The organism is Cellulosimicrobium sp. NPDC057862 (genome assembly GCF_042797035.1).
In the GTDB taxonomy this organism is placed as follows: domain Bacteria; phylum Actinomycetota; class Actinomycetes; order Actinomycetales; family Cellulomonadaceae; genus Cellulosimicrobium.
Genome location: NZ_JBHVMH010000001.1, coordinates 122,630 through 140,097, shown reverse-complemented (window position 1 = coordinate 140,097; position 17,468 = coordinate 122,630). Strand labels below are relative to the sequence as shown.

Annotated in this window: 22 protein-coding genes; 14 read left to right on the top strand and 8 right to left on the bottom strand. The window is 75.7% G+C overall.

All coding sequences use genetic code 11. The features are described 5' to 3' along the window. Positions 1–104 precede the first annotated feature (104 nt). Together ACFVN3_RS00635 and ACFVN3_RS00630 are read left to right on the top strand one after the other, a co-directional pair. Entirely contained in the window at positions 105–1,169 is a 1,065-nt protein-coding gene (locus ACFVN3_RS00635; protein WP_378229504.1) for a C2 family cysteine protease, read from the top strand. A gap of 3 nt (positions 1,170–1,172) precedes the next feature. Continuing rightward, complete coding sequence (locus ACFVN3_RS00630) at positions 1,173–1,448, top strand: hypothetical protein (protein WP_047231154.1); 276 nt, start codon at positions 1,173–1,175, stop codon at positions 1,446–1,448. 22 nt (positions 1,449–1,470) lie between these two features. Here the strand turns inward: ACFVN3_RS00630 and ACFVN3_RS00625 are convergent, their stop codons facing one another. Continuing rightward, positions 1,471–2,091, bottom strand: a complete 621-nt coding sequence (locus tag ACFVN3_RS00625) for a class I SAM-dependent methyltransferase (protein ID WP_378229502.1) — start codon at positions 2,089–2,091, stop codon at positions 1,471–1,473. A gap of 89 nt (positions 2,092–2,180) precedes the next feature. On the opposite strand from ACFVN3_RS00625, the gene ACFVN3_RS00620 reads away from it, so the two are divergent. Continuing rightward, positions 2,181–2,945: an MOSC domain-containing protein gene (locus tag ACFVN3_RS00620; protein WP_378229500.1), complete on the top strand. Its 765-nt coding sequence runs from the start codon at positions 2,181–2,183 to the stop codon at positions 2,943–2,945. 3 nt (positions 2,946–2,948) lie between these two features. Here the strand turns inward: ACFVN3_RS00620 and ACFVN3_RS00615 are convergent, their stop codons facing one another. Together ACFVN3_RS00615 and ACFVN3_RS00610 are read right to left on the bottom strand one after the other, a co-directional pair. Then, complete coding sequence (locus ACFVN3_RS00615) at positions 2,949–3,506, bottom strand: PH domain-containing protein (protein WP_378229498.1); 558 nt, start codon at positions 3,504–3,506, stop codon at positions 2,949–2,951. 65 nt (positions 3,507–3,571) lie between these two features. Next, positions 3,572–4,219: a histidine phosphatase family protein gene (locus tag ACFVN3_RS00610; RefSeq protein ID WP_378229496.1), complete on the bottom strand. Its 648-nt coding sequence runs from the start codon at positions 4,217–4,219 to the stop codon at positions 3,572–3,574. A gap of 310 nt (positions 4,220–4,529) precedes the next feature. Here ACFVN3_RS00610 and ACFVN3_RS00605 point away from each other — a divergent pair, with 310 nt between their 5' ends. From ACFVN3_RS00605 to ACFVN3_RS00585, 5 genes are all read left to right on the top strand, one after another. Continuing rightward, positions 4,530–5,156: a DinB family protein gene (locus tag ACFVN3_RS00605; RefSeq protein WP_378229494.1), complete on the top strand. Its 627-nt coding sequence runs from the start codon at positions 4,530–4,532 to the stop codon at positions 5,154–5,156. 50 nt (positions 5,157–5,206) lie between these two features. Next, on the top strand, positions 5,207–5,905 hold the full coding sequence (locus tag ACFVN3_RS00600) for a DsbA family protein (protein ID WP_378229492.1): 699 nt from the start codon (positions 5,207–5,209) through the stop codon (positions 5,903–5,905). Between the two features lie 157 nt (positions 5,906–6,062). Further along, on the top strand, positions 6,063–6,242 hold the full coding sequence (locus ACFVN3_RS00595) for a hypothetical protein (RefSeq protein WP_378229490.1): 180 nt from the start codon (positions 6,063–6,065) through the stop codon (positions 6,240–6,242). Between the two features lie 229 nt (positions 6,243–6,471). After that, entirely contained in the window at positions 6,472–7,095 is a 624-nt protein-coding gene (locus ACFVN3_RS00590) for a SigE family RNA polymerase sigma factor (RefSeq protein WP_378229488.1), read from the top strand. Beyond that, positions 7,092–8,213, top strand: coding sequence for a hypothetical protein (locus ACFVN3_RS00585; protein WP_378229487.1), 1,122 nt, complete (start codon positions 7,092–7,094; stop codon positions 8,211–8,213). The genes ACFVN3_RS00590 and ACFVN3_RS00585 overlap by 4 nt, the downstream gene beginning before the upstream one ends. A 46-nt stretch (positions 8,214–8,259) precedes the next feature. Here the strand turns inward: ACFVN3_RS00585 and ACFVN3_RS00580 are convergent, their stop codons facing one another. The 3 genes from ACFVN3_RS00580 to ACFVN3_RS00570 are packed head-to-tail and all read right to left on the bottom strand — an operon-like array spanning position 8,260 to position 10,385. Next, positions 8,260–9,282, bottom strand: coding sequence for a DNA-3-methyladenine glycosylase family protein (locus ACFVN3_RS00580; protein ID WP_378229485.1), 1,023 nt, complete (start codon positions 9,280–9,282; stop codon positions 8,260–8,262). Beyond that, the gene (locus tag ACFVN3_RS00575; RefSeq protein ID WP_378229483.1) at positions 9,279–9,746 is read right to left on the bottom strand and encodes an ester cyclase; all 468 of its coding nucleotides are present in this window, start codon (positions 9,744–9,746) and stop codon (positions 9,279–9,281) included. Before ACFVN3_RS00575 ends, ACFVN3_RS00580 begins: the two co-directional genes overlap by 4 nt. A 51-nt stretch (positions 9,747–9,797) precedes the next feature. After that, the gene (locus tag ACFVN3_RS00570) at positions 9,798–10,385 is read right to left on the bottom strand and encodes a ribonuclease H (protein ID WP_378229481.1); all 588 of its coding nucleotides are present in this window, start codon (positions 10,383–10,385) and stop codon (positions 9,798–9,800) included. A gap of 192 nt (positions 10,386–10,577) precedes the next feature. Here ACFVN3_RS00570 and ACFVN3_RS00565 point away from each other — a divergent pair, with 192 nt between their 5' ends. Then, the gene (locus ACFVN3_RS00565; RefSeq protein WP_378229479.1) at positions 10,578–11,300 is read left to right on the top strand and encodes a DedA family protein; all 723 of its coding nucleotides are present in this window, start codon (positions 10,578–10,580) and stop codon (positions 11,298–11,300) included. A gap of 87 nt (positions 11,301–11,387) precedes the next feature. On the opposite strand, the gene ACFVN3_RS00560 is transcribed toward ACFVN3_RS00565, so the two are convergent. Then, the gene (locus ACFVN3_RS00560) at positions 11,388–11,768 is read right to left on the bottom strand and encodes an FKBP-type peptidyl-prolyl cis-trans isomerase (protein ID WP_087470098.1); all 381 of its coding nucleotides are present in this window, start codon (positions 11,766–11,768) and stop codon (positions 11,388–11,390) included. A 136-nt stretch (positions 11,769–11,904) separates the two neighbouring features. On the opposite strand from ACFVN3_RS00560, the gene ACFVN3_RS00555 reads away from it, so the two are divergent. The 3 genes from ACFVN3_RS00555 (at position 11,905) to ACFVN3_RS00545 (ending at position 15,740) form a co-directional block, all read left to right on the top strand. Continuing rightward, positions 11,905–13,071 (top strand): VIT1/CCC1 family protein, encoded by a 1,167-nt coding sequence (locus tag ACFVN3_RS00555; RefSeq protein WP_378229477.1) that lies wholly within the window; start codon positions 11,905–11,907, stop codon positions 13,069–13,071. Positions 13,072–13,177: 106 nt separating this feature from the next. After that, the gene (locus tag ACFVN3_RS00550; protein ID WP_378229475.1) at positions 13,178–14,320 is read left to right on the top strand and encodes a hypothetical protein; all 1,143 of its coding nucleotides are present in this window, start codon (positions 13,178–13,180) and stop codon (positions 14,318–14,320) included. An 85-nt stretch (positions 14,321–14,405) separates the two neighbouring features. Next, entirely contained in the window at positions 14,406–15,740 is a 1,335-nt protein-coding gene (locus ACFVN3_RS00545; protein ID WP_378229473.1) for a hypothetical protein, read from the top strand. A gap of 110 nt (positions 15,741–15,850) precedes the next feature. On the opposite strand, the gene ACFVN3_RS00540 is transcribed toward ACFVN3_RS00545, so the two are convergent. Continuing rightward, positions 15,851–16,447 carry a TetR/AcrR family transcriptional regulator gene (locus ACFVN3_RS00540; protein ID WP_378229471.1) on the bottom strand — a complete coding sequence of 199 codons (597 nt, stop codon included), beginning with the start codon at positions 16,445–16,447 and terminating at the stop codon, positions 15,851–15,853. Positions 16,448–16,520: 73 nt separating this feature from the next. Here ACFVN3_RS00540 and ACFVN3_RS00535 point away from each other — a divergent pair, with 73 nt between their 5' ends. Next, positions 16,521–17,063, top strand: a complete 543-nt coding sequence (locus tag ACFVN3_RS00535; RefSeq protein ID WP_378229469.1) for an alpha/beta fold hydrolase — start codon at positions 16,521–16,523, stop codon at positions 17,061–17,063. A gap of 3 nt (positions 17,064–17,066) precedes the next feature. Further along, on the top strand, positions 17,067–17,465 hold the full coding sequence (locus ACFVN3_RS00530) for an alpha/beta fold hydrolase (protein ID WP_378229467.1): 399 nt from the start codon (positions 17,067–17,069) through the stop codon (positions 17,463–17,465). Positions 17,466–17,468: the final 3 nt, after the last annotated feature.

Genomic DNA, 17,468 nt, shown 5'->3' with positions numbered 1-17,468 from the left:
CGCGTGGTCAGATGGGCGGCTACCCGTGGATGGGGAGCACGACCCATGGACCGGCGTGGGCGCGCGGCGGTACCGTCTCGGCGACCTGCGGGCGAGGGGGAGACATGAGCGGGATGTACGGGGCGGACGTCGCACAGCTGCGACAGCTCGGACAGCGGTTGTCCGAGGCCGCCGACAGGCTGACGTCGCTGCGCGGCGAGCTCGACGCGCTGGTGACGTCCAGCCCCTGGGAGGGGCCGGACGGCGACGCGCTGCGCGGCGAGTGGTCCACGTCGCACGGCCCGGCCGTCGCGGCGGTCGGTGCGGTCCTCGGCGACGCGGCGACCGCCGTCGTGCGCCAGGCGGACCAGCAGGAGAGCGCGAGCACCGATGGCGTCGGCGGTCCTGGCGGGGGCGGGTCGGGCGGAGGCGGCGGCGACCGCAGCACGCCGGGCGAGGACGGCGACCGGCCCGGTGACCCGGGCCTCACCGACGACCTCGGCGACTACGAGGACGTCCCGCCGATCGACCTCGAGAACGAGGACTTCTCGATCGACGACATCAACCAGGGCCAGGTCGGGGACTGCTGGTTCCTCGCCGGCCTCGGCGCGGTCACGACGACCGACCCGGAGTTCCTGCGCGAGCACATCCGGCTCAACGACGACGGCACGTACACCGTGACGATGTACAAGGACGGGGAGCCGGTCGAGATCGTCGTGGAGCCGACCGTCCCGGAGAACGGCGTCGGGGGCCAGAACGGCGAGCCGAACTGGGTCTCGATCTACGAGAAGGCGGCGGCCGAGTACTTCGGTGGCGACTACCAGGACATCGACGGCGGGCACTCCGACGACGCGTTCGAGGCCATCACGGGCCGCCCGGCCGAGCGGTCGGGCGAGCTCAGCCTGTCCGACATCCAGGACCGGCTGCAGGACGGGCCGGTCGCGGTGGGCACGGAGGACGACGACGCCTTCTGGTTCTGGGAGGACGAGGTCGACGACAGCCGCATCGTCCCCAACCACGCGTACGTCGTCACCGAGGTCAAGGAGGTCGACGGCGAGCTGAAGATCCACGTCGTCAACCCGTGGGGACCCGGCGGCGGCATGCTGGACGGCGAGCAGAAGGTCGGCGACCTCTGGCTCACCGAGCAGGAGTACAAGGAGAACTTCGACTCGGTCTACACGGGAGGCTGACGCATGGCAGGCAACGACGAGGTGCGCCGGGCGCGGGTCCCGCAGGGGGCGCAGGCGGAGTTCGCCGACGTCCGGGTCGGGGTGATGCGCGTCGGCGTCGGGGCCGGGCGCGCGCTCGCGCAGCTCGCGGTCCGCTCGCCGCGCGGCGAGGACGTCCTGCGCGCGGACCTCGGGGACACGATCGACCTGCACGGCGCGGGCATGCTCCACGTCGACGACGTGGAGGGGGAGCCGGGGACGTCGAGCGGGGCGGTCACGTTCACGTTCACGCCCGCCTGAGCCGCGCGGTCGGTGCCGGCGCTCAGGGCGCCGCGTCGGCCGCGAGCACGGCGACGAGGAAGTCGGCGTCCGGGGACCACGGGCGCAGGTCCCACGTCGCGAGGGCGAGGTCGAGGTGCAGCCCGGCCTCCTCGGCGTCGGCGAGGAACCGCTCGGGTGCGTAGCCGCGCCCGGTCCCGAAGCCGACGACGGCCCGCCCGCCCGGCGCGAGGTGCGTACGGAAGCGGCGCAGGACGTCGACCTCGGTCCCGGGCGCGAGGAACGTCACGACGTTGCCCGCGCACACGATCGCGTCGAACGGCTCGGTGACGCCCTCGGCGGGCAGGTCGAGCTCGGCGAGGTCGCCCACGCGCCAGTCGGGACCCGGGTGGTCGGCGCGCGCGGCCTCGACGAGGACCGGGTCGACGTCGACCCCGACGACCGCGTGGCCGCGCGCGAACAGCTCCGCGCCGACGCGCCCCGGCCCGCACCCGGCGTCGAGCACCCGCGAGCCGCGGGGCAGCATGGCGTCGACGAGCCGCGCCTCGCCCGCGAGGTCGGCCCCGCGCGCCGCCATCGCCCGGAACCGTTCGACGTACCAGGTGGAGTGCGACGGGTCGGCGGCGGTCTTCTGCTCCCAGCGCGAGGGACGGGTGGCGCTCATGCCGGCGACGCTACCCGCGCGGGGTGAGACCGGTCCCGAGACCTTGGTCCCCGGTGTCCTCAGGCACCGCGCGCTGCGAGAATCGAGGGATGTCTCCCGCCGCACCGCCCCTCCCGTCGACCGACCTCTCCGCGTCCCCCGCGACCGCGCCCGTGACCGACCTCGCCTCCAGCGCCCCGACGGGCGAGGTCCTCGCGGTCTGCCGCGTCCACGCCCTCCTGCCCGACGCGGGTCCCGTCGGCGTCACGGCGATCGACAAGCGCCCCGTCGACGGGCCCGTGAAGGTGCGCCGGCTCGGCCTCTACGCGGACCTCCAGGCCGACCGGGCGAACCACGGCGGCGAGGAGCAGGCCGTGTACGCGTACGGGCAGGACGACGCCGACTGGTGGGTCGGGCAGCTCGAGCGCGAGGTCCCGCCCGGCCTGTTCGGCGAGAACCTGCGCGTGCGGGGCATCCCCGTGAGCGAGGCCGTCGTGGGGGAGCGCTGGTCCGTCGGTACCGCGCTGCTCGAGGTCACCCAGCCCCGCACGCCGTGCTCGACGTTCGCGCGCCGGCTCGGCGAGGACAAGTGGGTCAAGCGCTTCACCGCCGCGAACAGGACGGGCGCGTACCTGCGGGTCGTGCGCAACGGCGAGCTGCGCGCGGGGGACGCGGTGACGGTGTGCTACCGGCCCGAGCACGGCGTGACCCTCGCCGACTGGTTCGGGGCGTGGAACGGGCGCGGCGCGGACCCCGAGCGCGCGGTGGACGTCGCGCGCCGCCTCATCGTCGCGCACCTCGAGGGCGACGTCGCGCTGACGGACGAGATGCTGGCCCGCGCCGAGATCGCGGTCGGGCGAGGCATCGAGGACTGAGCGTCAGCGCTCCGCGCGCGGGATGCGGGGGGCGCGCGGGCCGCGCGGCGGCTCGTTCGGCGGCCACTCGCCGTCGTCCGAGCCGTCGTCGGCGGTGAACAGCAGGTCGTGCAGGCGGACCTGGACGTTCTCGACGTCGGGCACGTCGTGCAGGTTCAGGCCCGGCTTGTCGGTCGCGTCGGAGATGACGAGCGTCCCGCACCCGAAGATCCGGTCGATCGGGCCCTTCTCGTAGTTCACGTCGTTGATGCGGTAGAGCGGGATGTCACGGCCGGTGCGCGTGATGATGCCCGAGCGCATCGCGATGCGCTTGTTGGTCACGGTGTACTCCGTGGTCCGCCAGCGCAGCCACGGCACCAGCACCCAGACGATCGCCGCGACGAGGGCGAGGCCCGCGACGACCCAGCGGACGACGTCGTTCGGGACGAGCACGACCGTCACGACGACGGCGGCGACGAGCACGACCAGCAGCACGAACGGCCAGAACATCGCCTTGGCGTGCTCCTTGAGCTCCATGACGACGTGCTCACCCTCGGTGAGGTGCTTCTCGCTCAGACCCATGGGCAGCATCGTGCCACCTCGCGGTCCGCAGGGGGAGGGCCGTCCCGCCGGTCGGCCACCCGGGCTCAGGCCTGTGCCGAGAGGTTCCAGCCCTCGACCGTGCGCAGCCCGTGCCCGTAGCCCAGCAGGCAGATCGCGGCCGTGCCGAGCTCGAACCGTGCGCCCAGGGACGGGTCGACCCCGAGCCACACGGTCGCGAGGACGCGGAGCAGGTGCCCGTGCGCGAACAGGACGACGTCGTCACCGCGCCGAAGCGTCGGCTCGACCCGCTCGAGCACGCGCTCGCCCCGGGCGGCGACCTCGGCGAGCTCCTCGCCGCGGTGCCCGTTCGCGGCGGCGAGCACGTTCACGCCGTCCCGGAAGATCAGCCACTCGTGCCCGAGCTGCTCGCCGACCGCGACCGCGGTCCGGCCCTCGACGGGGCCGTAGTCCCACTCGGCGAGGTCGTCGTCGGTCGCGGCGTCGGGGAACCCGGCGAGGTCGGCGGTGCGGCGCGCTCGCTGGCGCGGGCTCGAGAGGACGACGGCGGGGCGTCGCCCCCGGTGGTCCGCCCACCGCTGCAGCCACACACCGGCCGCGACGGCCTGCTGCTCGCCCGCGACGGTGAGCGGGATGTCCGACCGGCCGGTGTGCCGACCGCTCGCGCTCCACTCCGTCTCGCCGTGGCGCACGAGGACGAGCTGCGGGTCGGGGGAGGTGTCGGTCGCGGTCACGGGTCGGCCTTCCTGCGGGGGTCCTCCAGCAGGATCACCCGGGGACGCCCGGGGCGCGCGTCGGGGCGTCAGCCGGGGATGCCGTCGACGCCGTTGATCGCGAGGAAGACGACGAGGGCGCCGAGCAGGACGACGGCGATCCCGGTCGCGACGAGCAGGACGGTACGGGGGCGGACGCGCACGAGGACTCCGGTGGACGAGGCGGGAGACGGAGAGGTCGAGACCCATTCTCGCGCGCCGGCGTCGGTGGTCCCCGTTAGCGTCGGTACCGAGACGACGGGCGGCGACGGCGCCGCAGGAGGGAAGCGACATGGTGCACGAGACGGCGGACGGGGAGATCGCGTACGGGAGCCCCGAGTTCGACTGGTCGATCCTCACGGTCCCGACGTCGCTCGCCGTCGTGCGCGGCCAGCTCGGGTTCTCGTGGCTCGAGGTCGCGGAGCGGCTCGCGACCCTCACCCAGGCGGAGCTCGAGTGGGAGCCCGGCCCGGACTCGTTGCGCGTCGTGCGCCGCGGCACGGAGCGCACGCCGCGCACGCTCGGCGTCGGCGACTGGGTGATGGAGTGGCCGGAGGGTCCGGACTCGTCGCAGCCGAGGACGATCGGGTGGCTGGTCGCGCACCTCACCGAGGCCTTCTTCGAGCGGTGGGAGTGGACGTTCGGGCCGCACGAGCGTCGCCGGGACGCGGTGGCGTTCTCGGGCGAGGTCGGGCCGGCGGTCGCGGGCCTGCGGCAGGAGGTGGACCGGTGGCGGGCGGGCGTGGACGCGCTGCCCGACGAGGGCGCGTTCACCGTCGGGCTGAGCCAGGCGACGGAGATCGACGCCCAGGCGCCGTTCGTCCACCTGGTCGCGCACATGAACCGCGAGCTGATCCACCACGGCGCGGAGATCCTGGTGCTCCAGGACCTCTACCGTGCGGCGCACGTCACGCCCTGACGCCGGCCCGCGAGGGAATCGTGCGGTCGTCCAGATGGTTGAACGGTCACATGACCACGAACAGCCCCGCCGCGACGGACGTGTCCGCCCCCACGGTGAAGATCGACATCTGGTCCGACGTCGCGTGCCCCTGGTGCTACGTCGGCAAGCGGCGCATCGAGACGGCGCTCGGTCGGCTCGCCGAGGCCGGCGACGGACCTCAGGTCGACATCGAGTACCACTCGTTCGAGCTGGCGCCGGACACGCCCGTCGACTTCGACGGCACCGAGGTGGACTTCCTCGCGGGGCACAAGGGCATGCCGCGCGCGCAGGTCGAGCAGATGCTCGGGCAGATGACCCAGCTCGCCGCCGCTGAGGGCCTCTCCTACGACTTCGACGCGCTCCAGCACACCAAGACGCTCACCGCCCACGAGCTGCTGCACCACGCGAAGGCGCACGGCAAGCAGGTCGAGATGAAGGAGCGCCTCCTCAAGGCGTACTTCGAGGAGGGCCGGCACGTGGGCCGCGTCGAGGAGCTCGCCGACCTCGCCGCCGAGGTCGGGCTCGACCGCACGGAGGTCGTCGCCGCCCTCGAGGACGGGCGCTACGCGGAGGACGTCCAGGCGGACATCGACCAGGCGCGCGCCTACGGGATCAACGGGGTGCCGTTCTTCGTCGTCGACGGCCGGTACGGCGTCTCGGGCGCCCAGGACCCGGCGGTCTTCGTCCAGGTGCTGCAGCAGGCGGTCGCGGAGCGCGACGCCGCCTGACCTGTCCGCTCTGCGAGACCAGGTTCGGAGAGCGACGTATCTCACACCCCGGTGCGGTGGACCTGCGACTCGGTATCACGGAGACTGGGACGCAGCCCGCACCGACGCCGGCTCCACACGTGCACCGGCGCCCGTGATTCCCACGAGGAGGCCTCAGATGACCGACACCACGACGAACCTCTACCACTCCATCGCGAACCCGCGTCGCACCACGCTCATGAGCGTGAGCGCCGCCGACGCCGCAGCCCCGCACCGCGAGAGCGCCCCCGGGCTCACGCTCGTCGGCGCGGACGACGCCGCGGTCTGCGTCGACGGGGTGTGCGCGCTCCCCGAGTGAACCAGGCGTCGCCCGCCTCGGCGGGAGGCGCGACGCGCGACGGCCCGGCCCCGGAACCGATCCGGGGCCGGGCCGTCGCGCGTCCGGACCCCGGCGGACGCTCCGGGGCGACCGTCCGGAGATCCGTGTGGACGAATGTGCGCCCGGACGGAACCTCGGGCGTCCCGGCGGCGTGTGAAGAGGCGTGCGCGAGGGAACGGCCTCGCGGGCCGGTCGACGAGGGGGACGCGTGACGAGTGCCGAGGCAGGTTTCGACGAGGTGGATGCGCCGCCAGGGGGACGCATCCGCGTCGTGGTGACCGCCGCGGACCGGGACACGGAGTTCGTCGCCTTCGTCGACCGGCACGGGCAGGGGCTCCACCGCCTGGCCCTGTTCCTCGCGGGGGACGGGTACCGGGCGGAGGAGCTCCTCCAGACGACCCTCGAGCGGACGTACAGGTCGTGGTCCCGGGCACGGGCCGGCGACCCCTTCCTCTACGCGCGCCGGGTGCTGTCGAACGCGCGGATCGACACGTGGCGCCGCGCGCGGCCGACCGTGCTGCTCACCGACGAGGCGCTGCACGCCGGTCTCGGTGCCCGGAGCGACGTGACCGAGGCCGTGGGCGTGCGCGACGAGCTCGTGCGTGCGCTGCGCGAGCTGCCCGCACGCCAGCGTCGGGTCGTCGTGCTGCGGCACCTCCTCGACCTCTCGGAGGCGGAGACCGCCGCAGAGCTCGGCGTCCCGGTGGGCACCGTGAAGTCGGCGTCGGCTCGCGGCCTCGCCCGCCTGCGCACCATCCTCCGCGTGACGGAGGAGCACGACGACACCGGCCGCCGGCCGGTGCCCAGGACGACGACGGGGGAGCAGGGATGAGCACGGACGAGGAGTACGCGGCGCTGCTGCGGGAACGGGCCGACGCCGGCGTGCGCGGGTCGCACGTGTCGGGAGAGGTGGCCTTGGGGAGCGTGCGACGCGGTCTGCGCCGCCGACGCGCCCGGAGCGCGGCGGTCGGGGCCGGTCTGGCCGCGACGCTGGTCGTGGGCGGCGCAGTCGGGCTGCCCGCGCTGGAGGACGCGGCACCGGTGGCGCCGGCGGCGCCACCGTCCGCAGCGTCCGCCCCGGACCTCGAGCCGGTCGACGGCGTGCGGCTCATGGACCCGCGGGCGCGCGGCGTCGAACGCGCCGACGGGCTCACGGTCCTCGACACCGGGCTCGACGCCTGGGCCGACGGGCAGCGCTTCCTGCTCGTCCTGCACGGGTCCGCCGGGGAGGCCCCCGCGCGCGTCGACGTGCACGTGGGGGACGACGCCACGTTCGGGGCGCTCGTGGACGCCACGACCCTCCCCCCGCCCGTCTGGACGACGCCCGACACGTCGACTGCCGTGCTCGTCAGCCCGGACGAGCGGCACGCGCTCGTCCTGGGAGCGACGCAGGACGACGGCGTCGGGGACCACGCCCTCCTCCTGTGGGACGCGCTCGGCACGGACGGCGCGCAGGAGCGGAGCCTCCCCGTGCTGCTGTCGGGCGGCGAGGTCGAGCCCGAGGCCACGGCCGAGGGGGTCACGTTCGCGCACGCGGTCCTCTGGGCGCTCACCGTCGACGCCGGTACGGGGACCGTCCCCCAGCCTCGCGGCGTGCTCTCGGACTACCAGCCGGTCCACCCGCCGACGTCCACCGGTCTGCTGGAGGCCTGCGACGTCGCGGAGTGCGTGGCGACCTGGGACGGGACGGGCACGGCGACCGACGGACCGGTGCGGTTCCTCGCCCCGCGCTCCGTGGACGACCTCCCGGGCCACGCGGAGGCGCTCGCCGCGCTCGCGGACGTGAGCCCGGTGGCGACCACGGCTGAGCGCCGGGCGGCGTGCGCCGACGCACGGGAGGCGGCCGAGCAGGCGGCGGGCGCCGGGTCGTCGGCCCGGGACCGCGCGACGCAGTGCGTCGCCGACGATCTCGAGGCCGGCCTGCTCGCCTCCGCCGGGACGGTCGGCTGACGACCGAGCGCGCCGTCGTGCGCCGTCGCGGCGCCCCGAGGTCCGGTCAGTTCGCCCGATGGTCCTGGATCGAGAGGCGCGGCCCGCGCCGTGGGGCGTGCGCCCTCCCGGAGAGCTCCAGGAGCCGGACGACGCGGTAGCGGTGCGGGGAGTACGGCGCGAGCAGCTCGAGCATGCGTTCGTCGTCGACGCGCTCGCCGACGAGCGCCCAGCCGACCGCCTTGGCGAGGTGGTAGTCGCCCACGGACACGGCGTCGGCGTCGCCGAGAGCGCGCTGCGCGACCTCGGCCGCGGTCCACACGCCCACGCCCGGGACCGCCTGGAGCCGGGCGTGCGCGGCGGCGGCGCCCTGCGCGTCGAGCAGCGCGCCGCACTCCTCGAGGCGGCGGGCGACGCGAGCGGCCGCGACGACGGTCCGCGCACGTCCCGGGTCGACGTTCGCGCGGTGCCAGTCCCAGGACGGGACGCGCGCCCAGGTGGCGGCGTCGGGCACGACGAGCATCCCGGCGTCGCCCGCGGGACCCGGCGCGCGCTCGCCGTACCGGCGCAGGAGCCAGCCCCACGAGCGCCACGCGGCGACCGTCTGGACGCGCTGCTCCAGGATCGCGGGCACGAGCGCCTCCAGCACGCGCCCGGTGCGGGGGATGCGCAGGCCGGGGCTGCGCCGGTGCGCGTCCCGCAGGGGCGCGGGCGGGGTGAAGCCGGTGTCGTCGTCGTGCTCGCCCAGCAGGTGGGGGAGGGCGTCGAGCGCCTCGTGGGCGCCCGGTCCCCAGGCGTGCCCGACGGCGTCGCGCGGCCCGGTCTGCGCGAGGCGGCAGGTCGCGGGGCCGGAGGGCATCCGCGTCGTGCGCCAGACGTCCCCGGACGGCGTGCGGCGGAACGTCGGGTCGTGGGGCCCGCGGGAGAGCCGGCCGAGCGTGAGGTGCAGGTCCAGGGGCCGGTCCGACCGGACGCGCCGGACGAGCGGCTCGCCGGCCACGGCGTGCGCGACGGGGCCCGGACCGTCGCCCACCGCGTGCTCGGCGGGCGCTGGGCCGGGGCTCGGGATCGGGCTCGGCAGGACGGTCACCGGACCATCGTCGCACCCGCCGCCGACGGTCGAGCAGGAGCCGTCGCGGCCCCGAGCTGCGCGGCGAGGCCCGCCCGGTCGATCTGCATCCAGTACTCCACCACGCGGTCGTCCGCGACGCGGTAGACGCAGCTCGCGACCTGCACGACCTCCGCCCCGGTCGGCGCGTGGCCGTCCACCTCGCCGACGTGGCGGCCGCGCTGGGTCCAGCGCACGTACACGCGGTCGCCGTCCGCGAGGAGCTCGTCGACCGTCAGGGCGAAGCGCCCGTACGCGGTGAGCATCTCCTCGACGTGCTCGGCGTACTGCTCGGGGGTGCGCCGGACCGTCGTCGGCGCCTCGGACGTCACCTGGTGCGCCGCGACGAGGGGAGCCAGGTACTCGGCCGCGCGGCCCGGGTCGTCGCCCGAGCGCACGACGGCGAAGAACTCGCGGACGAGGTCGGCGGGGGTGCGTGTCGTCACGGACTCATCATGCGCGACCGCGCGGCCGTCCCGTGCGCCCGGTCCCGAGCGTCAGTCGAACAGGGTGTCCATGTCCCACGCGGGCTCGGGCGCCGGCTGCCTCGGCGCCGCGGCGTGCGAGACGGCGGGCGCGGAGGCAGGCACCCGACCCGCCGGTCGCGTGGGGTCGCCGAGCTCGGGGACGAGCGTGCCGTCGAGGTCGCCGCGACCGGCGGCCCAGTCCTGGGCGGCGAGTCCCGCGAGCTGGTCGGCGCGCTCGTTGAACGGGTCGCCGACGTGGCCGCGCACCCAGCGGAACCGCACCGGCCCCGCGCGCTCGGTGATGACCCGGTCGATCGCCTGGACGAGCTCGAGGTTCTTCACGGGCTGACCACCCGCGGTGCGCCACCCCTTGCGCTTCCAGGCGACGACCCACTCGGACGCGCACTTGATGGCGTACTGCGAGTCGGACTCGATGAGCAGCGGCTCCGCACCCGGGTGCGCGCGGACCGCCTGGAGCAGCGCGGTCAGCTCGGCGACCTGGTTGGTCCCGCTCACGGCGCCGCCGGAGTCGAACGTGCCGTCGTGGTTGATCCACGCCCACCCGATGGCGCCGCCCGGGTTGCTCAGGCACGAGCCGTCGGTGCTGACAGTGATCACAGCGCTCCTCGATCACGGACGTCCCCGCCCGCCGGCTGCGGCGCGGGGAGGCGAATGCGTCGAGCCACATTGTCCCCCGGACCGGAGGGTCGTGGGACCACCGTCCGCGATCGCCGGGTCGGGGTCACCTCAGGGGAGAACCGGGGGGATACCCCATGGTGCTCGGCGGTCGCGCCGTCGAGGCTGGGACGCATGGTCGCGTGGGTCGTGGAGCTGTGGGGACAGGTCGAGGCGTGGCTGCTCGCGCTCGTCGACTCTGTGTGGGCGCTGCCGACGCTCTTCGCGACGACCGCGGGCGACGGGTTCTTCCCGCCGATCCCCGGCGAGACCGTGATCGTGATGCTCGCGGTGGGGGCGCAGTCCGGCGGGGGCGTGGCCTGGGGGCTCGTGCTGCTCGTCGCCGCGCTCGGCGCGTGGTGCGGCGACCAGCTCGCCTACGCGCTCGGGCGGGCGCTCGGCACGCGGGCGCTGCCGGCGCTGCGCGGTCCGCGCGGTCAGCGTGCCGTCGCGTGGGCGACGCGGTCCCTCGACCGGCGCGGCGCGTCCGTCGTCCTGGGTGCCCGGTTCGTGCCCGTCGGGCGGACGGCGGTCAACGTGACCGCGGGGGCCGTGGGCTTCTCGCGGCGCCGCTTCATGGCGCTCTCCGCCGTCGCCTCGGTCGCCTGGGCCACGTACTCGGTCCTCATCGGCACGCTCGCCGCCGCCTGGGTCGGCGACAGCCCGCTCCTCGCCGTCGTGGTGGGGGTCGTCGGCGGGATCCTCCTCGGCGTCCTCGTGGACGCCGTGGTCCGCCTCCGGGCGGCCCGCCGGGAGCGGGACGTCGCCCGTCCGGCGGCGATCGCGAGCCCCGCGCCCGGTGTCACCGTCCCGGAGGCGGACGCCGCGCTGGTCACGTGCCCCGGCCCGGCGCGGTAGAGCCTGTCGCACGAGCGCCGGCCGCAGGGCAGAGAGCACGAGGGCCCCGGTCGACGACCGGGGCCCTCCTGCTCGTCAGCGGATCGGTCAGGACACGCCCAGCAGGTCGATGACGAAGATCAGCGTCTTGCCGGACAGGCGGTGGCCGCCGCCCGCGGGGCCGTAGGCGAGCTCCGGCGGCACGACGAGCTTGCGCCGCCCGCCGACCTTCATGCCGGGGATGCCCTGCTGCCAGCCCGCGATGAGGCTGCGCAGCGGGAAGTTGATCGACTGCCCGCGGTTCCACGAGGCGTCGAACTCCTCGCCCGTCTCGTACTCGACGCCGAGATAGTGCACGTTCACGGTCGCGCCCGGCGTGGCCTCGGGGCCGTCGCCGACGGTGATGTCCTCGACGACGAGCTCCGTGGGGGCGGGACCCTCCGGCGCGTCGACCTCGGGGCGGGACAGCTCGTTCTCTCCAGTGGTCATGCTCCGATCCAACCACGGCGGCGGACGACGGGCCGGTCCGAGGTTGGGGACGTCCGGAACACGGGTCGGGGAGACCCCCGGGACCTCGTTCGGCCGCGCGCAACACGGCACGGCCGGAAATCGCGATCATGGAGGCATGCCCACGACACCCGCGCAGCCGTCCGGCACGCCGCCCGAACCCCCGGTGGGGGCACCGACGGGGGCGGTGGCGCTCCCGGGCTCGTCGCCGGCCCTCGGGGGCCCGCCGACGCCGCAGGAGGTGCGGAGGTGGCGCCGGTTCCTCGCCGACGAGCGCGCGGAGGCCGCCGTCTACCGCGACCTCGCGAGCCGTCGCAGCGGGGAGGAGCGCGACATCCTCCTGGCGCTCGCGGACGCGGAGAAGCGGCACGAGCGGCACTGGCTCGACCTGCTCGGCGACGACGTCGGCAAGCCTCTGCGCGGCGACTGGCGCACGCGGACGCTCGGCTGGCTCGCGCGCCGCTTCGGCGGCGTGTTCGTCCTCGCGCTCGCGCAGCGGGCCGAGGCGCGCTCGACGTACGACACCGACGCCGACGCGACACCGACGATGGCCGCGGACGAGCGGATCCACGAGGAGGTCGTGCGCGGGCTCGCGACGCGCGGGCGCAACCGGATGTCGGGCACGTTCCGCGCGGCGGTGTTCGGCGCGAACGACGGGCTCGTGTCCAACCTCGCGCTGATCCTCGGCATCGGGGCGTCCGGGGCGTCGAACAGCACCGTCCTCCTCTCGGGTCTCGCGGGCCTGCTCGCGGGTGCGCTGTCGATGGGCGCGGGGGAGTACGTGTCGGTGCGCTCGCAGCGCGAGCTGCTCGACGCCTCGACGCCCAGCCCGCAGGCGTCCGCAGCGCTCCCCGACCTCGACGTCGACGCGAACGAGCTCGCGCTCGTCTACCGGGCGCGCGGCATGGCACCCGCCGAGGCCGAGGACCACGCCGCCGACGTCCTCGCGACGTACACGCAGCAGACCGTCATCGCCCCGCCGCCCAGCACGGACGAGCACGAGACGCACGGGACGGCGATGGGGGCGGCGGTGTCGTCGTTCCTCTTCTTCGCGTCGGGCGCGCTCATCCCGGTGCTGCCCTACCTCTTCGGCCTCACGGGCCTCGTGGCCGTGGGCGTGGCGGCCCTCCTGGTGGGGATCGCGCTCCTCGCCACCGGCGCCACGGTCGGCCTGCTCTCGGGGACCTCGCCGCTCACGCGAGCCCTGCGGCAGATCGCCATCGGGTTCGGCGCCGCCGCGGCGACCTACCTGCTCGGCCTGGTGTTCGGGGCAACCGTCGGGTGAAATCGGGCGCTCCCGGTGGTGAGCGTCACACGGGCATGCCTACCGTGACCCCGGACGGGCCTGCCGGCCCGACCCTTCGCTGCACCGACGACCCACGGGGCGCACGATGGACGCGACGCACGACGCGCAGGGCAGGCGCGCACCAGCCGCCCGTCGCTGGCTCGTGCGCGCTCTCGTGGCCGGTGGCGGCCTCGGTGCCGGCCTCGCGTTCGCCGTCGCGACCGCGGGCGGCGCGTCCGCCGCGGACGACCCGCTCGGTCTCGGCAAGGCCCTGTCGCCCGTGACCTCGACGGTCCAGACCGTCGTCGACCCGGTCGTGCAGGAGGTCGTGGAGCCGGTCGTGCGCGACGTCGTCGCCCCGGTCGTCCGGCCGGTCGCCCCGGTCGTCGAGAAGGTCGTGACCCCGGCCGCCCCCGTGGTCGAGGAGGTCGTGCGGCCCGTCGCCCCGGTGGTCGAGAAGGTCGTCGCTCCGGTCGCTCCCGTGGTCGAGCAGGCCGTGGCGCCGGTGGCGCCCGTCGTGCAGCCCGTGACCGATGCCGTCGCGCCCGTGACCACGCCGGTCCTCGACGCGGTCGTGCCGGCCGCGACGCCGGTCGTCGAGGCGGTCGCACCGGTGGTGAACCCGGTCCTCGAGACCGTGGCTCCGGCGCTCGACCCGGTGACGCCTGTCCTGGAGGCGCTGGCCCCTGTCCTCGACGTGCTGGCGCCGGTCACCGAGCCGGTGCTCGGTCCCGTCACCGGGCCGCTCACGCCGCTGGACCCGCTCGCGCCCGTGCTCCCCGAGGCGCCCGGGACGGGCCCCGAGGCTCCGGCCCCGACCGGCCCGGTGGAACCGGAGAGCTCCGCACCGATCGCCCCCGACCTCGGCCCGACGGCACCGCCGGCCCCGCTCGCGCCGGGCGGCGTGCTGCCGTCCGCACCCGCGACCGGGGCGGACCGCGCAGGCCCGTCGGAGTCCGGCGTGTCGCGCTCGGGGATCGACGATGGGGCCGCCCTCGTCGACGCCCCGCCGGGCACCGCCGCGCCTGCGGGCGGTCCCGCAACACCTCGCGGCATCCCTGCCGACGGCGGGCTCGGCACCACGCCCACCCCCTCCGGCAGCGCGCAGCGCGCCGGGTCGGGCGGCGACCTCGCGGCGGTCGGCCACGGCGCCGGCGCCCCCGCGCTCTCGTCCTGGACCGCCGTCGTCGACGACGCGCGGTCGAAGCACCCCTCGACGTTCTTCGAGGTCCCCGTCTCTCCTGCCTGAGGTGGTCCGCCGCCGCGCCCCGCGCGGCAGACGCGACCCGGCGCCGTCGTGCGCCAGCCACTTCTGAGCAGGAAAGAGAACGATCATGCACACCTTCGTTCGGCGCGCGCTGCGCACAGCGCTCGTCACAGGCGGCCTCGTGGTCGTCGGGGCCGGAGCGGCCCACGCAGCCGAGGGCGACCTCCTCGGCGACCTCGGGCTGGACGTCTCGGTCGAGGCTCCGCTGAGCCAGGTGACCGAAGCCCTGCCCGACGTCTCGGTCGACGTGCCCGTGCACGTCCCCGTGACCGTGTCCGACGTCGCGGTGGGCGCCCTCGGCGACGCGACCGTGACCCCGGCGCCCGCCGCCCCGGCCGCCGAGCCGGCCCCCGCGCCTGCTCCGGAGCCCGCCCCGGCGGGTCCGGCGGACATCGACGTGGACGTCCCGGTGACGGTCCCCGTGGACGTGTCGGGCGTCGCCGTCGGCGTCCTGGGCGACGCCGCGGTGGCGCCGGCCACGGACCCGGCGCCAGCACCAGCACCCGCCCCCGAGCCCGCCCCGGCGGGCGCGGCGGACGTGGACGTCGACGTGCCGGTGACGGTCCCCGTGGACGTCTCGGGCGTCGCGGTCGGCGTCGGTGGCGACGCGACGGTCGGCGGTGGCGCCGGTGCGGGCTCCGGCGACGGTGCCGGCTCCGGCGACACGTCCGACGGCTCGGGCCTGCTCGACGGCGTCCTGGGCGACGGCGGCCTCGTCGACGACCTGCTCGGCGACGGTCTCCTGGGCGACGGCGTGCTCGGCGGGGACGACGGCCTCCTGGACGGGGTCATCGGCGAGGACGGTCTCGTGGACGACCTGCTCGGCGGCGGTTCGTCGGGTGACGGTCTGCTGGACGGCGTGCTCGGCGACGACGGCCTGCTCGACGGAGTTCTCGGGGACGACGGCGTGCTCGGCGCGCTGCCCGACCTCGACGTCGACCTGCCGGTGACGGTCCCCGTCACGGTCTGTGGTGTGGGTGTGGGCCTGCTGGGCGACGCCTCCGCCGCGTGCCCGACGGCGGCGGTCCCCACCGACCCGACGGACCCGACCGACCCGACGGACCCGACGGACCCGACCGACCCGACGGACCCGACGGACCCGACGGACCCGTCCGATCCGACCGACCCCGCTGACCCGGGGACCTCGGACGGCACGGACGGCACCGTGACCCGCGTGCTGAACCCGGTCACCGGGAACGGCGCCATGGCCGTGACCGGCGGTTCGACCGTCATGGCGTCGGCCCCGACGGCCCTCGCCACCACCGGTGCGGGCGGTGACCTGGGGCTGCTCGTGATGGCCGGGCTGCTCACGCTCGTCGGCCTGTCGCTCCAGCGCTTCCGCCGGAAGTCCTGGGTCGCGGACCCGGCCGCCTACACCCCGGTCTTCACCGACCGGAGCTGACGCTCACCATGACGGGACCGCCCGGGCCTCGCGCCCGGGCGGTCCTCGCGACGCGGTCGAGACGGTCCTGGCCAGGGAGCACCCGGAGCGAGCGCGGCGGCGTCGCGCGCTCAGGCGCGCGGCGCCGCGGTGGTGCGTTCGATCTCGCGATCGAGCGAGGCGAGCGCGTCGGCGGCGTCGAGGCTGCCGACGAGCACGCGCGCACCGTAACCTTCGGCGAGGGCGAGGAGGCGCAGCGCGAGCGCGTCGGCGTCCTCGCCGTCGGGCAGGTCGCCCCGTTCGCGGGCCTCGGAGACCAGGGCGGCACCCTCGCGGACGCCGCCCCGGTGCGCGTCGGCGAGGATCGTCGCGATCTCGGGGTCGTCGACGCTCTTCGCGTGGAATGCGGTCCAGACGGCGACGCCCAGGGTGAAGCCGGGCGTCGTCGGGACGGCACGATGGACGAGCAGCCGCAGCCGCTCGACGGGCGGCAGCGCCTCGCCCTGCGCGGCGTGCTCGGCCCGGGCGCCCTCGACCATGAGGCGGCACGCGTGCCGCACGAGCTCGTCGCGCGTGCCGAAGTAGTGCTGGACGCGGCCCATGGAGATGCCGGCCTCGGCGGCGACGCCGCGCAGCGTGACGCCCTCGATGCCTCGGCGCGCGACGATCGTCCACACCGCGAGGACGATCTCGCGGCGGCGCTGGTCGTGGTCCACGTCGCGAGGCACGGGTCGATCCTCGCACGCCTCCGGTCGTTACGATGCACTTGCATTGCAACCGCCAGGATGGGACCGTGGCCGCATGGCCGAGAAGACGACCGCGCCGCGGGAAGACCGCTCCTCCGGGGTCGGAGGATGGCGCGACGATTCCGGCCGGGAGGCGTTCGAGTCCGCCTACCGCGTGGCGATGGCCGCTCTGCCGCCGCCGGAACGCGCGTGGGACGTCCCGACAGGTTTCGGGACCGTCCGCGCGTACCGGTTCGCGCCGTCGGACGGCGCTAGCGGTGCGCACGACCGTACCCCGGCGCTCCTCCTGCCGGGGTGGGGCGCTGCCGTCCCCATGTGGGGGACGAACCTCCCGGCGCTCCTCGAGAACCGTCCGGTCTACGCGCTCGACGCCCTCGGCGACGCGGGACTGAGCGTGCAGACCGCGCCGCTGCGGACACCGGACGCCCAGGCCGCGTGGATCGACCAGGCCCTGGCCGGGATGGGCGCGGACCGGGTGCACGTGGTCGGCCACTCGTTCGGTGGGTGGAGCGCGACGAACCTCGCGGTGCGGCGCCCGGGCCGCGTGGCGTCGCTGAGCCTGCTCGACCCCGTGCAGACCTTCTCGCGCATCCGTTGACAGGTGGTGCTGCTGTCGATCCCGTCGACCGTGCCGTTCCTGCCGCAGCGCTGGCGCGACGTCGCGCTGGCCCGCATCGGCGGGACCGACCGGATCGACCCGGACGACCCGGTGACCGCCGTGATCGCGGCGGGGACCCGCCACTATCGTTCCCGGCGGTCGTTCCCGGCGCTCTTCACGTCGGACCAGCTCCGCGCTCTCGCCGTGCCCGTCTGGGCGGCGATGGCAGGGGACAGCGCGGTGAACGCGGACCCCGACGCGGCAGTCTCCCGCGCACGGGAGAACGTCGCCGACGTCGAGGCCCGTGTCTGGCCCGGCGCGACCCACTCGTTGCCGTTCGAGCGTCCCGAGGAGGTCGGTGCCGCGCTGCGGGACTTCCACGCGCGGCACGACCCGGCGTGAGCC

Coding starts and splice junctions, on each gene's coding strand:
- ACFVN3_RS00555 (WP_378229477.1), top strand. CDS start 11,905: ATGCCCACGACACCCGCGCAGCCGTCCGGCACGCCGCCCGAACCCCCG.
- ACFVN3_RS00615 (WP_378229498.1), bottom strand. CDS start 3,506: ATGGGTCTGAGCGAGAAGCACCTCACCGAGGGTGAGCACGTCGTCATG.
- ACFVN3_RS00620 (WP_378229500.1), top strand. CDS start 2,181: ATGTCTCCCGCCGCACCGCCCCTCCCGTCGACCGACCTCTCCGCGTCC.
- ACFVN3_RS00585 (WP_378229487.1), top strand. CDS start 7,092: ATGAGCACGGACGAGGAGTACGCGGCGCTGCTGCGGGAACGGGCCGAC.
- ACFVN3_RS00595 (WP_378229490.1), top strand. CDS start 6,063: ATGACCGACACCACGACGAACCTCTACCACTCCATCGCGAACCCGCGT.
- ACFVN3_RS00600 (WP_378229492.1), top strand. CDS start 5,207: ATGACCACGAACAGCCCCGCCGCGACGGACGTGTCCGCCCCCACGGTG.
- ACFVN3_RS00625 (WP_378229502.1), bottom strand. CDS start 2,091: ATGAGCGCCACCCGTCCCTCGCGCTGGGAGCAGAAGACCGCCGCCGAC.
- ACFVN3_RS00550 (WP_378229475.1), top strand. CDS start 13,178: ATGGACGCGACGCACGACGCGCAGGGCAGGCGCGCACCAGCCGCCCGT.
- ACFVN3_RS00535 (WP_378229469.1), top strand. CDS start 16,521: ATGGCCGAGAAGACGACCGCGCCGCGGGAAGACCGCTCCTCCGGGGTC.
- ACFVN3_RS00565 (WP_378229479.1), top strand. CDS start 10,578: ATGGTCGCGTGGGTCGTGGAGCTGTGGGGACAGGTCGAGGCGTGGCTG.
- ACFVN3_RS00545 (WP_378229473.1), top strand. CDS start 14,406: ATGCACACCTTCGTTCGGCGCGCGCTGCGCACAGCGCTCGTCACAGGC.
- ACFVN3_RS00630 (WP_047231154.1), top strand. CDS start 1,173: ATGGCAGGCAACGACGAGGTGCGCCGGGCGCGGGTCCCGCAGGGGGCG.
- ACFVN3_RS00560 (WP_087470098.1), bottom strand. CDS start 11,768: ATGACCACTGGAGAGAACGAGCTGTCCCGCCCCGAGGTCGACGCGCCG.
- ACFVN3_RS00635 (WP_378229504.1), top strand. CDS start 105: ATGAGCGGGATGTACGGGGCGGACGTCGCACAGCTGCGACAGCTCGGA.
- ACFVN3_RS00605 (WP_378229494.1), top strand. CDS start 4,530: ATGGTGCACGAGACGGCGGACGGGGAGATCGCGTACGGGAGCCCCGAG.